This is a genomic window from Sphingomonas sp. UV9 (assembly GCF_004101245.1).
GTDB lineage: Bacteria > Pseudomonadota > Alphaproteobacteria > Sphingomonadales > Sphingomonadaceae > Sphingomonas.
In genome coordinates this window covers 1,147,780-1,160,322 of record NZ_SCIN01000001.1, presented here as the reverse complement: position 1 = coordinate 1,160,322, position 12,543 = coordinate 1,147,780, and the positions used below count along the sequence as shown (strand labels likewise).

Sequence of the window (12,543 nt, the reverse complement as noted above, 5' to 3'; positions counted from 1 at the left end):
GCTTCAGCTTCGAACGTCTCCGCCCCCGAAGACGACCTGGTTGCGTACGGAAGGGGCGAACAGGCCGTAGAGAAACGGCAGCTTGTCACCGCTCACCGCATCGAGCGCAGCACGGTGCTCGGGTGGCAGGTGAAGGTCGAGTGCGGCGACATTGTCGGTCACCTGTTCGGGTCGGCTCACGCCCATCAGGGTCGATGCGACGCCCGGCTGCCCGACCACCCAGGAGAGCGCGACGCGGGCCGGCGTTTCGTCGATCTCCGCTGCGATGCCTTTCAGTATTTCGAGGATGTGCCAGTTGCGCTCGGTGAACAGCGTGTCGCCGAACGGATTGTCGCCATCGAGCCGCTTGTCGTCGGCGGGTCTCTCGGTGTCGTTTCGCCCGGCCTGGTTGGGAACGCCGCCCGCGCGATTCGGACCCGCCTCGACGATCGCGCGGTCGTATTTGCCGGTGAGCAGGCCATAGGCGAGGGGGCTCCAGGGGACGAGGCCCATGCCGGCTGATCGGGCGAGCGGCAGGTGCTCGGCCTCGACCCCGCGTTCGACCAGCGAGTAGAAATATTGCAGGCCGATCGGCGCCGGATCGCCCTGCACTCGCGCCAGCGTCGCGAGTTCGGCGACGTACCAGGCCGGGGTATTGGATATGCCCCAATAGCGAATCTTGCCCGCTGCGACGAGCGCGGTCATCGTTCGCAGTAGTTCCTCGGCCGGGGTGACGCCGTCCCAGACATGCACCCAGTACAGGTCGATGAAGTCCGTCCGGAGTCGCCGGAGCGATCCTTCGATGGACGCCAGGACGTGGCGCGCGCCGTTGCCGCCTGCGTGATAGCCGCGACCGGTCGTGAACCCCGATTTCGTCGCGATGACCAGCCGGTCGCGCGACGATTGTGCGGCGGCGAAACTGCCGACCATCTCTTCCGATCGCCCGCCCGCATAGACGTCGGCGGTGTCGATGAAATTGCCACCGAGGCCGGTGTAGCGATCGAACACCGCGCGACTGCCGCTTTCGTCCAGTCCCCAGCGCGGCGTGCCGAAGGTCATCGTGCCGAGCGCAAGCGGGCTGACGAGCAGGCCGGAGCGGCCGAGCGGGCGATAGGTGTCGAGGTTCATGGTGGCGTCCTGCATTGTGTCGCCTCCAGATGGACGCCGGACGGCGCGAGGATTAGATCGTCTGCGGCGCATGGGTTGCTGAAGGATGTTCAGGAATGGATCGCGATCTTTGGTCCGGTCTCGCGGTGTTCGAAACGATCGTCGAGGCTGGCAGCTTCGCGCGAGCGGCAACGCGGCTTGGATTGTCCGCCTCCGCTTTGAGCCATGCGATGCGGTCGCTTGAGACGAAACTGGGCGTCCGGCTGCTCGACCGTACCACCCGGTCGCTGGCGCCGACGCCCGCAGGCGAGGAACTGCTGGCGCGGTTGAGACCGGCGATAGCCTCGGTCGCGGGCGCGCTGGCCGATCTCGACAATGCCCGCGAACGGCCGGCGGGGCGGATCCGGGTCAGCGCCCACCGGGTCGCGGCGATCTACGTCATCCTGCCGCGGCTGGCCGACTTTGCGCGCGCCTATCCCGACATCGCCGTCGAACTGGTGGTCGACGACGGGTTCGTCGACATCGTCGCGGACCGCTTTGATTGCGGGATCCGGCATGCGCAAACGCTGCAAGCCGACATGATATCGGTCCGTATCAGCGCGCCGGTGCCGCTCGTCTTCGTCGCCGCGCCGGCCTACCTCGCCGATCATCCCGCTCCCGTCGATCCCGACGATATCGCCGCTCATCGTTGTCTGTGTTACCGATACACCTCCTCTGGCGTCGTACACCGCTGGGAATTCGAGCGGGATGGCCGGACAGTGGAACGGTCAGTCCGCGGCGACTTCACCACCAACGATATCGACGTGATGCGCGACGCTGCAGTGGCAGGGCTGGGGGTGACTTGCCTGCCGCTGCCGCACGCCGCGATGCAACTGGCCGCCGGTACTCTGGTCGAAGTGCTTATCGGCTGGGCGCCCACGCTGGCCCCGAACCACCTCTACTATCCCAGTCGACGTCAACCGACTGCGGCCTTCCAGGCCTTCGTGACGGCGATGCGCGTGTGATCGCAAGCGTGCTTTGGCAAAATTGAGGGCAGTTGACGTTCTGTGTGAACACGGGGCGCTTCGGTAGGCGACGTTGCCGTCAACCGTCGAAGACCCAAGGACGTGAATGAGTGTCTGAAGTTGGGAAGCGGGAAGGCTGGCCCGAATGGCCGAAACTGGGTCTTTTCGCCGCTCAGCATATCGGTCTTTCTCGCCGGACCTGACATACTAGTTGAATTGAGATCGGGTTGGCATACTCGAAGCAAGCTGGAAGGAGTGAAGCATGTCCGCGCAGAAGATCACGGTTGTAATTGAGGTTCCACTCTCGGGTGAACGGGCTTGGCAGGCCTACATCGACCCGAACGAAATTACGCAGTGGAACTTTGCAAGCGACGAGTGGCATTGCCCCAAGGCCAGCGTCGATCTGCAGGTGGGTGGCAAGCATTCTGCGCGGATGGAGGCGAAGGACGGCAGCTTCGGCTTCGATTTCGAAGCGATCTATACTGAGGTCGACGTGCCGCGCGCGATAGCGATGGAGCTCGGAGATGGGCGTCAATGCCGGACTACGTTCTGTTCCACCGACATAGGAACTCGGGTCGAGACGACGTTCGATGCTGAGGCTGAGAACTCGGTCGAGATGCAGCGCGAGGGTTGGCAGGCGATCTTGTCCAACTTTAAAAAGCGTGCCGAACAGATCGCGGCAAGTTGAGCCATCCGGGACCTCGAAAATCTGTCATGGCGTTGCATCGGACGTGCGCGGCAGAGAACGTTACCGTGAAATGTGCGGCCGAGCCCTTAGTTGTCCATCGAGCGACCAGGCCCCGCCGCCGCGCACGACCAGTGGAAGCAGCAGCGCCGCCCAGGACAGATGTGTCGGCCAGGCATCGGGATAGACGAAGATTTCAATGATCGCGGTCATGCCGAGTAACGCCAGCGCGGCGGGTCCCGTGAAGAGGCCGAGCACAAGTAGGATGGGGAACAGGTGCTCGGAATAGGTCGCGGCATGCGCGGCGATCACGGGCGGGATCAGCGGTAGCGCGTACTCGGTACGGAACAGCTCGTAAGTCCCGTCGGTCAGCGTCAGCAGCCCCTCGACCTTGGTACGGCCCGATTGCAGAAAAACGGCGGCGATGCCGAGCCGTGCCAGCAACAGGAGCGCCGCGTCGGGTATCAGCTGACGCATCCGGCAGGCGACGCGCAGGTGAAATGTCTCGGTCATGGTGGATTTCCTTGTCGGTGCCGGACCGCGACAGGGGCGGTCCGGCGACATCATCAGGCCTTGGGTGCGAGTGAACCGAAGCCCTTTGGCGTCTTGGTGGTCGTGCACGTGCCGGCCTTGACCAGCTTCCATGCATTGCCCTGGTAGTTCACCTTCGAAGTGCCGGCGCAGCTGGTGCCCGCACCGGCCTTGCAGTCGTTCTTGCCGGCCTGGGATACGCCGTAGCATTTCTCCATCGGCTTGGCGGCCTGCGCGGTGGCGGCGCCGGCCGCGAGCGTGGCGATGGCGAGCGAAGCGGCGATGGTGGCTGTGGTGCGCATGTCGGTTGTCCTTGAAGAGGCCCTGGTGCGAGACCCGACCGGAGGGACTGGTCGGGCCTCGCGGTGATCGGCGGGGGGGCGTCATGCCGATCACGATGCCGGTTCGCGGACACTATGGGCTTGGTTACACGGGTAGTTACGCCGGACTTTTTTTATGTGATCGCCGTTAATCGTGTAACCTTCCGGACAAGGCCGTCGAACTTCCTGCCGGGGAGCGCGAATGCGAGCGAACGAAGATCAGTTGCGGGCGTGGATGATCGGCGGCCTCGACGGCGACGCCGCCGCGCACGCGTCCCTCCTCCGTGCGCTCGTGCCGTTGCTCCGAAGCTTCTATCGCCGGCGCATGTCCGCCGGCTCCGACGATATCGAGGACCTCGTGCAGGAAACGCTGATCGCCGTACACACCCGCCGCGGGACCTATGATCGCGAGCGCGTCTTTGCCGCATGGCTGTTCGCGATCGCGCGCTACAAGATGATCGACCAGTTCCGTCGCAACCGGCGCACCGTGCCGATCGAGGGGCTGGAGGACATGCTGGTCGCAGAAGGATTCGAAGAGACGAGCATCGCGCGCATGGATATCGACGATCTGTTGTCGACCTTGCCGGCCAAGCAGGCGCGGGCGATCCGCGCCACCCGGATCGACGGGGCGAGCGTATCGGAGGCCGCGAACGCTGCCGGGATCGGCGAATCCGATGTAAAGGTATCGGTCCATCGCGGACTGAAGGCGCTTGCCGCGCGCATCGCAGGGCAACGCTTATGAACACCGACGATCTGATCGCCTCGCTCAGCGACGGAGTGCGGCCGGTGGGGCGCCACGCGGTCGGCTTGCGGCTCGCGCTGGGCGTGATCGGCGGCGCGGTGGTGTCGATCCTCCTGATCTCCGTGACGCTCGGCTTCCGTCCCGATCTGTGGCTGGCGATGCAGGGGCAGGCCTTCTGGATGAAATGGGGCTATACCATCTCGATGTCAGCGGGCGCGATCTATGCCACGGCACGCCTTGCACGACCCGATCCGGGCAGTCTGCGGCGGCTTTGGTTGATCGCGTTACCCGTTCTCGTGCTGGCTGCGCTTGGATTAGGTGAGTTGATCACCACGCCGCGAAGCGAGTGGCTGGCAATGTGGCTCGGCCATACCTGGACGAAATGCCCGTGGCTGGTGCTGGCGCTCGCAATGCCGATCTTCGTCGGCTTGCTCTGGTCGTTTCGTCAGATGGCACCGACCCGGCTACGCGCAGCCGGTGCCGCCGCAGGACTTGCCGCGGGCGCGTTCGCGGCGACGGTCTACTGCCTGCATTGTCCCGAAGTGTCGGCGATCTTCGTGCTGACCTGGTATTCGCTCGGCATCCTTCTCGCCGCGTCGCTCGGCGCGCTAGTCGGGCCGCGCCTGCTGCGCTGGTAAGTTTGCGCGCGGCGTAACCGATACGGGGATCGCGGCGAACTGGAGGCGCCATTCAGGCAACATCCTCAGGGAGACTTTTCGATGATCACCATTCGTAACGGCGTCAGCTTCGCCGCCGCCGCCGCAGTCATCGCCATCAGCGCGACGGCGCCAACCGCAGCGATCGCCAAGGGCGGCACCAAGGTGCACTGCTACGGCGTCAATACGTGCAAGGGCACGTCCGACTGCAAGACCGCGAAAAACGATTGCAAGGGCCAGAACGACTGCAAGGGGCAGGGCTTCAAGGAAATGAGCGCCAAGGGCTGCAAGAGCGGTGGCGGCAGCCTGACCGCCCCGAACTGACCGTCGCCGGGCCCGGTCCGCGGAGGCAGCACCGGGCTCGTCTTTTTCCTGCCGGCAGCGAGACGCACTATGCCACCCATACCCTTTTCCGGCTTCGGCATCGGTCTGCGTAAGCCGCATTATGCCGAAATTCTGCAACACCCGGTCGACGTCGATTTCGTCGAGGTGATCTCGGAAAATTTCATGGTCGATGGCGGTCAGCCGCGCCGCATCCTGCGCGACGTCCGCGAACGCTATCCGGTCGCGCTGCACGGCGTGTCGATGTCGATCGGGTCGGCCGACGGCCTCGACCAGGCCTATCTCAAGCGGCTGCGTGCGCTGGTCGAGGAGACCGATCCGCTGTTCGTGTCGGATCATCTAAGCTGGACCCGGATCGACGGCTTCAATGCGCACGACCTTTTGCCGCTGCCCTATACGACCGAAGCGCTCGATATCGTCTGTGCCAACATCGATCGGGCACAGGACGCACTCGGCCGAACGATGCTGATCGAGAACCCCTCGAGCTATATCGACTTCCCCGGCGCCGACATGACCGAATGGGAATTCCTCGATCATGTAGCTGCGCGCACCGGCTGCGGCCTGCTGCTCGACGTCAACAACGTCTTCGTCAGCGCGACCAACCACGGGTTCGACCCGGTCGCGTATCTCGACGGCGTGCCCGCAGATCGTGTGCGGCAAGTTCATCTGGCCGGGCACAGCCAGGGCAGTGACCTACTGATCGACACCCACGATACGCCGGTCTGTGCGTCGGTCTGGGACCTGTACGCGCATGTCATGCCGCGGCTCGGGCCCGTCGCGACGATGATCGAGCGCGACGATGCCATTCCGCCGCTCGTGGACCTGTTGACCGAACTGGCGGTGGCACGAAGCATCGGCTGCCCTGCGCTCAAGGCGGCGGCATGAGCCTGATCGATCTGCAACGCGACATGCGGACATGGCTGCACGCGGGCGATGCGGCAGGCGTGAGCGCACCCGCCATGCGCGCCGGGCTCGCGGTCTATCAGAACAACTACCGCGCGCAGCTGATGGAGTGTCTGGAGACGAGCTTTCCGGTAACGTGCGACTGGCTGGGCGAAGCCGCGTTCCGGTCTGCCGCCGCGTGTCACATCGATGCCGTACCACCGAGCAGCTGGACACTCGACGCCTATCCACGCGACCTGCCCGCGACGCTCGGCCGACTGTATCCGGACGATCCAGAAGTCGCCGAGCTGGCGACGCTTGAACTCGCGCTGGCCGAGGCTTTCGTCGCCGCGGATGCCGACGTTCTCGACACGGCCCGGTTGGCGGGCGTCGACTGGGACCGGGCTGTCCTGCGGTTCGTGCCCTCCTTCGACGTCCATGACGTGAGCACCAACGCCCCGGCGATCTGGTCCGCGATCATCAACGGAGACCGGCCGCCCGCCGCCACGATGCTGCTCGCGGCCGCGGGATTCCTAGTGTGGCGACACGATGACGTGTCGCGGTTCCGCACGACCGACCAGGCCGAGGTGCACGCGATCCTGCGCGCGCGTGCGGGTGCACCGTTTGCCGATCTTTGCGCGTATCTCGTCGACGACCTCGGCGAAGCGGAGGGCGTCGCGGCGGCCGGACGCTGGCTGGGGCAATGGATCGGCGAGGGAATGATCACGGCCATCGAAGGAGAATCTCCGTGCGTAGACTGACCTGCCTCGCGATCGCGGCGCTTGCGACCGCTCCCGCCTTCGCCGCCGATTCGCGGCATCCGACCGTCGTCGAACTCTATCAGAGCCAGGGCTGCTCGTCGTGCCCGCCGGCGGATCTGGTGACCAATGCCGTCGCCGATCGTCCCGACGTGCTCGCGCTCAGCTTTGCGGTCACCTATTGGGACAGGCTCGGCTGGAAGGACACGTTCGGCGACCCCGCCTTCACGCAGCGCCAATGGGACTACGCAAAGGCCGGCGGCCGAGGCAACGTCGCCACGCCGCAGGTAATCGTCAATGGCCGCGGTGTGCTGACCGGCAACCGCCGAGCCGACGTCGATGCAGCGATCGCACGCTATGATCGCGGCATCCAGGGGCCGGCGATCGTGAGCGACGGACGCACCGCGATAATACAGCGCGGGGTGGGAAAGGGGACCTTGTGGCTCGTCCGCTATGATCCGCGAACTATCCCCGTGCCGATCCGCGCCGGCGAGAATGGTGGTCGCACGATCCCCCATCGCAATATCGTTCGCCAGCTCGTCGCGCTCGGTAGCTGGTCCGGGCCGAGCGCACGCTTCACGCTGCCCGCCGAACGTGCTGGATTGCGGACCGCGCTGTTGTTGCAAGCCGGCACCGGCGGCGCGATCATCGCCAGCAGGAGCCTGTAACCAAGTTTGCGGCACCGAGGATGCTGATCTGAAGGTGTCGTACCCCCAGTCGTCGAGTTCGGACTTAGGAGTAGCGCATGATCCACCGCCGCCAGTTCACCGCTCTCCTCTTGGCCACGCCGTTTGCGACCGCTGGCTGCTCAGCGGCTCGGCGCGCTCCAAGCGAGCCGATACCCGGCGGCTTCTCCTACCTGCCAGGCATTACCACGCGGGACCGTCTTGTTGCGCCCGAGGGACGCGCAATCAGGGTGGCCTTCGCGATTAATCCCGGCGTTCAGGTCATCGACGTCGCCGGCCCCTGGGAGGCATTTCAAGATACCTATCGCCCTGGTCAAGACGTGTCGGCTTTTGAACTGTTCACCGTATCGGAAACAGCCAAGCCCGTCCGCGCGTCTGGTGGTTTGATGATGGTGCCCGATTATACGGTCTACGACGCCCCCGTGCCCGATGTGGTGGTCGTGCCGCACTTCGACTATCCGAAACCTGCGACGCGTGCCACCTCTCCGATCCACGACTGGATCAAGGCGACGCACGGCGAGGTGTTGCTCACGATGTCGATCTGCACGGGTGCGTTTCAGCTTGCCAAGACAGGCCTGCTCAACGGAATCCCGATGACGACCAACCGAAAAGCCTCGGACAATTTCGCCAAGGCGTTTCCCGAAATCATGCTGCGGCGCGGACCTCGGTTCGTCGAGGCGGGGCGCATCGCCACGTCCGGCGGGTTGAGCGCCGGCATCGACCTCGCATTGCGCGTCGTCGCGCGATTCTTCGACGAAGCCGTTGCGCAGCAAACGGCGGAGACAATGGAATATACGAGTACAGGATGGCGTGCCTGAACATGAAAGCAGTTGGTTTTGGAAGCCACCGTCCCCTCGGTGCTTTTTAGGGCTTTTGCGGGTAAGGTTGTGCCTTCAAAGCAGGAGATACGGTTTGTCGCGGTTCCGGTTCGTTGTGCCTTCTCTCCTCGCAATTGGCATCGCTAGTGGAGCCTACGGGCGGATCAACAAGAACGACACTGCGCCTTCGAAGGTTGTCCTGCCCAAGAATGAACGGGCAGGCATCTGGCAGCCTGCCAAGGATGGGGTTCAGGTGCCGCTCTGGCCAGCGAGCATGCCTCTCGCGAAGCCCGACTCCAGCGATCGCCCCGAGGCGACCGGTAACGGGACGGGGCTCGTGGGCGGGCGCAAATGGCATTGGGCGAGCTACGTCACCCGACCGACCATGACCTTGTATCGGCCGAAGGGGCGTAATGGCGGAGCCGCCATGCTGGTTTTGCCAGGCGGTGGGTTCGAAGTCATAGCGACCGACCTGGAAGGCACGGAAATCTGCGATTGGGTGGTTCAGCAGGGGATGACCTGCGCGGTGCTCAAATACCGGGTGCCGCAAGGCTGGCCGCAGGGTCAGCGGCCGAAGGTGCTATTGGGTCTGGAAGACGCGCAGCGAGCGATCGGGCTGATGCGCCAGCAAGCTGCGTCCTACGGGATTGACCCTCACAAGATCGGCGTCATCGGCTTTTCTGCGGGCGCATATCTGGCGGCGAGCATGAGCAATACCGTAGCGCGCACCTATCCGCTTACGGACGCGGCTGACCGGCAATCACCTCGGCCGGACTTTGCAATCGTCGCCTACACGGCACGTATGCTGGATGACAGCAAGGGCAGGAACAGTCTCGAACTGAAGCCATGGGTGACGATCAGCGCCAAGGCACCGCCGACGCTGATCCTTCATGCCATAAATGACCCAACAGACCCAATCCGTCAACCTATGGCGTACGCCTTGGCGCTCAGCGATGCGGGCGTGCCGGTCGATATGCGCCTGTACGCCAAGGGAGGCCACGCTTTCGGAATGCGGCCCACGGCCGATCCGATCTCGCGGGAATGGCCCGGTCAGGTGAAGCAGTGGCTACATAACATTGGCGTGCTGTGACAACGGCATTGCGTCTGCGTCAGCGTTTCACAGGTTGCCAGCGATAAGCAGTGCCGGCTTTGACGATCTGGCCGAGCCCTGGGAACGGAAAGTGCGGGCTGAACACATGTTCGCCGCTCGCTGCCAACTTGGCCAACTCGGCGGTCCGCCGCTGGCGCCCCTGCTCGCCGTCGGTGTCGTAGCCGATGATCCATTCGGGCTTGGCGAGAGACAGGATAGCGCTATGGGCCGTGTCACCCATGTCGAGCAGCTTCTGGCCGTTTGCCGTGATTTCGTAGCCGCTGTGGCCCGGCGTATGCCCCGACAGCGGTACCGCACGGATACCCGGCATCACCACCGCGCCAGGATCAAACGGCATGACCTTGGGCGTGATCGTCGCGACTAGCGCTGCATTGCCGGGCTGGCTCTGCATGAACGCCCATTCGGCGCGCGTCATACGGATCGTCGCGTTGGGAAACGCCAGTTTGCCGTCAGCGCTCGACAGCCCGCCGACATGATCACCGTGCGAATGCGTGATCAGGACGTCGGTAATGTCCGACGGCGATACCTTGGCGAGCGCCAGGCTCTGCATCAGGACGCCACCAACCTTGGGTCCCAAGCCAGTATCGATGAGGACCAGACGTCCCGGCATGCGGACAAGCAGCGCATCGACCCCGAGCGATAACGCGTCGGTCGGCGCGCCTGCTTGCCGCAATATATCCCCGACGGCGGCCGGACCTTCCTTCTTGCCAAACACGCTGCCGTCGTTCGGAACGCGGTTGATCATGTCCCGCAAGGCCACAGCACGCACCGAGCCGATGCTGAACGGCACCGCCGCAGGCCCGATCGGCACCGGCTTTGCCACCACCGTCGATCCTAGGAATACGGCAAATCCGAGCGCGGTCATCGAACGAAGGATCATCTGAGGTCCCATAATGAGTGTCGAATACTGCTGGAATTTGGGCGCTCATCAAAACTGTGTCCAGCGACTTCGCGATTGCTCGGCATGGTCGCTCAAGGTTCTCGATAAAGAGGCCTTTTTCTGGAAACGAACTGCGTCATCCAATGTCGGCTAACGCCGCCCGCCTGCCGACATCGGACGGTCCGTTATCCCCCAGTCAGGACGCCTATGACGGCAGACGGACGCCAAAAGCGCCTGGCGCAAAGGTGAACGAGTGTCTGAAGTCGGGAAGTGGCGACGAGCGCGTGAATGTCCGATTGTGGGTCTCGCCGGCCCCAACCGGCCGGGCCATCAAGGACCGATTGCCGACGTTCGCGGCTGGCTGATCCAGAGGAATTTACGGTAGCAGGCATCCGGATTGGCAATCTGATCGAGGCGTTGATTGGATTGCTCGACCAAGCCGCAGGCGATCCGGACATGGAAGACGGGGACCTAGACCGCTGCACGGCGGGCGAAGACGGCCCAATAGCAGACGCGCGGCTCGATAGCCTTTGGCAGAACGCAGCGTGACAAACGCCGGCTTTCCAAATCGTCGTTCGTAGAGTGATCTTTAGTCACTTAGATGAGAGCCAGTCGAACACAAGGATGGCCGATGCCAACCCGAGAGACGATTCTACGCGGCGATATCATGGCCAAGGCTGAAATCACTAGGGACGTCATGACGTTCTGGGTTCGGGGCGGTGTGCTGCGTCCGATCGAGGCTCCTACGGGCGTTGGCTTCAAGCTGCGGTTCGAGTGGTATGAGGCGAACATCGCCGCGATCATGAACCAGCTCCGCATCCTTGGCGTCAGCATCAAAGGGATGCTGTCGATCTGCAAGGTCTATCGCGACGCCATCGCGTTTTTCGACGGTCGCGGCGCGACTCGCGACGAGGTTCAGGCCATGTGGACGCTCGACATAATTGAGCGGAACGTGATCGCCCGTAGGGTGAAGCGCGCCGGGTATCGCGACATAGTTGAAGCCCCCGGCTTCGACCCGGAGAAGCACCCACGGATCGCCGAGGAAGCGGCCGATGATATCTCGATGGAAGACGAGCTTTGGGCCGAGATCCTGCCGTGGACCGCTGAAATCCATGGCGCGCAGAAGGTGACGTTGCGCGTCATGGAGTTGTGGCAAGGTATGCCGCGCGCGGAATTTCGTCGCCACCTCGATCCCTATGTGACCATCACCGAGCAGCCCGAAGCGAGCTATACGAGTGCAGGCGTCGCGCCCCCCGAGGAATTGACCTATTTCTGGCGGGTCGGAGAGAGCGACGACTACCGCTTCATATGGGGTGCCGACGCAGGCAAACTCGCTCGCGCGGATGGCGCAAAGTCCATGATCGCAATCGACGTCAGCGCGGTTCTCCGATTGGTCTGGAACAGTCCAGAAGGCGGAGCTTCCGCATCATCGTGGAGCCTCGCGAACCGGCCGGCCTCTACGCTCCGTTAGAGACGGTGCGGAGGCCTCGCCCGATCGGCGAGGTTTTCCATGTCTTATTGGTCCGCTCGTGGCTGTCGCTCCTGGCCGAGGCATACCGCGTGACCAGTAAGCCCCGCCTGCAACCACCCAAGGCCAAGCGCACCCGCTAATTTCGACACGTCCGCCCTACCCCATCGCTCGGAACGCGCTTCCGAGAACGCCACCGCCTTGCCGGAACGCATCTGATGATGAACGCCAAGCCTGTAGCCTCTCCCGCAGCAACGTCCATTGCAGCCAACGACAACCGGCAGGCTCCGCGTATCGGACCGCCGGGCATGATCGTGCAGCCAATCCCTCACGGCGTCGGGATCGCTCTGTTCATCAGGGGGGCGATGTGTCGATCGGTGTGATCGCCGCGACGATCGCTCCGCAATGGCAGCAGATCTGCCGCCTGGCACTGGGTAACATCGAGCCTCTCGCGTCGGTGATGTCGGTTCGCGATCCGTCCGCCGCCCCCGTTTTATCGAGAAGCGCTCGAGGGAAGGGGCGCGCACTTCCTCGCCCATGTACGCAAGCTTCGCGCCGTACTCGCCCGCCTATT

Annotated in this window: 15 protein-coding genes; 11 read left to right on the top strand and 4 right to left on the bottom strand. The window is 64.0% G+C overall.

The window, feature by feature from the left end:
• Positions 1-3 precede the first annotated feature (3 nt).
• Positions 4-1,122 (bottom strand): aldo/keto reductase, encoded by a 1,119-nt coding sequence (locus tag EQZ23_RS05145; protein ID WP_240663253.1) that lies wholly within the window; start codon positions 1,120-1,122, stop codon positions 4-6.
• 80 nt (positions 1,123-1,202) lie between these two features.
• Here EQZ23_RS05145 and EQZ23_RS05140 point away from each other — a divergent pair, with 80 nt between their 5' ends.
• Both EQZ23_RS05140 and EQZ23_RS05135 read left to right on the top strand, forming a co-directional pair.
• A complete protein-coding gene (locus EQZ23_RS05140; protein WP_128453313.1) occupies positions 1,203-2,090 on the top strand; it encodes a LysR family transcriptional regulator in 888 nt (295 codons plus the stop codon).
• A 262-nt stretch (positions 2,091-2,352) separates the two neighbouring features.
• Complete coding sequence (locus tag EQZ23_RS05135; protein ID WP_128453312.1) at positions 2,353-2,778, top strand: SRPBCC domain-containing protein; 426 nt, start codon at positions 2,353-2,355, stop codon at positions 2,776-2,778.
• A 60-nt stretch (positions 2,779-2,838) separates the two neighbouring features.
• Here the strand turns inward: EQZ23_RS05135 and EQZ23_RS05130 are convergent, their stop codons facing one another.
• Both EQZ23_RS05130 and EQZ23_RS05125 read right to left on the bottom strand, forming a co-directional pair.
• Positions 2,839-3,288, bottom strand: coding sequence for a DoxX family protein (locus tag EQZ23_RS05130; protein WP_128453311.1), 450 nt, complete (start codon positions 3,286-3,288; stop codon positions 2,839-2,841).
• 53 nt (positions 3,289-3,341) lie between these two features.
• Complete coding sequence (locus EQZ23_RS05125) at positions 3,342-3,608, bottom strand: DUF2282 domain-containing protein (protein WP_128453310.1); 267 nt, start codon at positions 3,606-3,608, stop codon at positions 3,342-3,344.
• A 220-nt stretch (positions 3,609-3,828) separates the two neighbouring features.
• On the opposite strand from EQZ23_RS05125, the gene EQZ23_RS05120 reads away from it, so the two are divergent.
• From EQZ23_RS05120 to EQZ23_RS05085, 8 genes are all read left to right on the top strand, one after another.
• Positions 3,829-4,368, top strand: a complete 540-nt coding sequence (locus EQZ23_RS05120) for a sigma-70 family RNA polymerase sigma factor (RefSeq protein WP_128453309.1) — start codon at positions 3,829-3,831, stop codon at positions 4,366-4,368.
• Positions 4,365-5,006 carry a DUF1109 domain-containing protein gene (locus EQZ23_RS05115; RefSeq protein ID WP_128453308.1) on the top strand — a complete coding sequence of 214 codons (642 nt, stop codon included), beginning with the start codon at positions 4,365-4,367 and terminating at the stop codon, positions 5,004-5,006. The genes EQZ23_RS05120 and EQZ23_RS05115 overlap by 4 nt, the downstream gene beginning before the upstream one ends.
• 81 nt (positions 5,007-5,087) lie before the next feature.
• Entirely contained in the window at positions 5,088-5,348 is a 261-nt protein-coding gene (locus tag EQZ23_RS05110; RefSeq protein ID WP_128453307.1) for a hypothetical protein, read from the top strand.
• Positions 5,349-5,417: 69 nt separating this feature from the next.
• Positions 5,418-6,251, top strand: coding sequence for a DUF692 domain-containing protein (locus EQZ23_RS05105; RefSeq protein ID WP_128453306.1), 834 nt, complete (start codon positions 5,418-5,420; stop codon positions 6,249-6,251).
• Entirely contained in the window at positions 6,248-7,009 is a 762-nt protein-coding gene (locus EQZ23_RS05100) for a DNA-binding domain-containing protein (protein ID WP_128453305.1), read from the top strand. The genes EQZ23_RS05105 and EQZ23_RS05100 overlap by 4 nt, the downstream gene beginning before the upstream one ends.
• A complete protein-coding gene (locus tag EQZ23_RS05095) occupies positions 6,997-7,674 on the top strand; it encodes a DUF1223 domain-containing protein (protein WP_240663251.1) in 678 nt (225 codons plus the stop codon). The genes EQZ23_RS05100 and EQZ23_RS05095 overlap by 13 nt, the downstream gene beginning before the upstream one ends.
• A 77-nt stretch (positions 7,675-7,751) precedes the next feature.
• Positions 7,752-8,510 carry a DJ-1/PfpI family protein gene (locus EQZ23_RS05090; protein ID WP_128453303.1) on the top strand — a complete coding sequence of 253 codons (759 nt, stop codon included), beginning with the start codon at positions 7,752-7,754 and terminating at the stop codon, positions 8,508-8,510.
• 94 nt (positions 8,511-8,604) lie between these two features.
• Entirely contained in the window at positions 8,605-9,600 is a 996-nt protein-coding gene (locus EQZ23_RS05085; RefSeq protein WP_240663248.1) for an alpha/beta hydrolase, read from the top strand.
• Positions 9,601-9,619: 19 nt separating this feature from the next.
• Here the strand turns inward: EQZ23_RS05085 and EQZ23_RS05080 are convergent, their stop codons facing one another.
• A complete protein-coding gene (locus EQZ23_RS05080) occupies positions 9,620-10,501 on the bottom strand; it encodes an MBL fold metallo-hydrolase (protein ID WP_240663246.1) in 882 nt (293 codons plus the stop codon).
• An 802-nt stretch (positions 10,502-11,303) separates the two neighbouring features.
• On the opposite strand from EQZ23_RS05080, the gene EQZ23_RS05075 reads away from it, so the two are divergent.
• Positions 11,304-11,972 carry a hypothetical protein gene (locus EQZ23_RS05075; protein WP_128453302.1) on the top strand — a complete coding sequence of 223 codons (669 nt, stop codon included), beginning with the start codon at positions 11,304-11,306 and terminating at the stop codon, positions 11,970-11,972.
• The last annotated feature ends 571 nt before the right edge of the window (positions 11,973-12,543 follow it).

Bases quoted from the DNA above. Each gene is read 5' to 3' on its own strand.
- EQZ23_RS05145 (WP_240663253.1), bottom strand. From the start codon at position 1,122: ATGCAGGACGCCACCATGAACCTCGACACCTATCGCCCGCTCGGCCGC.
- EQZ23_RS05140 (WP_128453313.1), top strand. From the start codon at position 1,203: ATGGATCGCGATCTTTGGTCCGGTCTCGCGGTGTTCGAAACGATCGTC.
- EQZ23_RS05135 (WP_128453312.1), top strand. From the start codon at position 2,353: ATGTCCGCGCAGAAGATCACGGTTGTAATTGAGGTTCCACTCTCGGGT.
- EQZ23_RS05130 (WP_128453311.1), bottom strand. From the start codon at position 3,288: ATGACCGAGACATTTCACCTGCGCGTCGCCTGCCGGATGCGTCAGCTG.
- EQZ23_RS05125 (WP_128453310.1), bottom strand. From the start codon at position 3,608: ATGCGCACCACAGCCACCATCGCCGCTTCGCTCGCCATCGCCACGCTC.
- EQZ23_RS05120 (WP_128453309.1), top strand. From the start codon at position 3,829: ATGCGAGCGAACGAAGATCAGTTGCGGGCGTGGATGATCGGCGGCCTC.
- EQZ23_RS05115 (WP_128453308.1), top strand. From the start codon at position 4,365: ATGAACACCGACGATCTGATCGCCTCGCTCAGCGACGGAGTGCGGCCG.
- EQZ23_RS05110 (WP_128453307.1), top strand. From the start codon at position 5,088: ATGATCACCATTCGTAACGGCGTCAGCTTCGCCGCCGCCGCCGCAGTC.
- EQZ23_RS05105 (WP_128453306.1), top strand. From the start codon at position 5,418: ATGCCACCCATACCCTTTTCCGGCTTCGGCATCGGTCTGCGTAAGCCG.
- EQZ23_RS05100 (WP_128453305.1), top strand. From the start codon at position 6,248: ATGAGCCTGATCGATCTGCAACGCGACATGCGGACATGGCTGCACGCG.
- EQZ23_RS05090 (WP_128453303.1), top strand. From the start codon at position 7,752: ATGATCCACCGCCGCCAGTTCACCGCTCTCCTCTTGGCCACGCCGTTT.
- EQZ23_RS05080 (WP_240663246.1), bottom strand. From the start codon at position 10,501: ATGATCCTTCGTTCGATGACCGCGCTCGGATTTGCCGTATTCCTAGGA.
- EQZ23_RS05075 (WP_128453302.1), top strand. From the start codon at position 11,304: ATGAACCAGCTCCGCATCCTTGGCGTCAGCATCAAAGGGATGCTGTCG.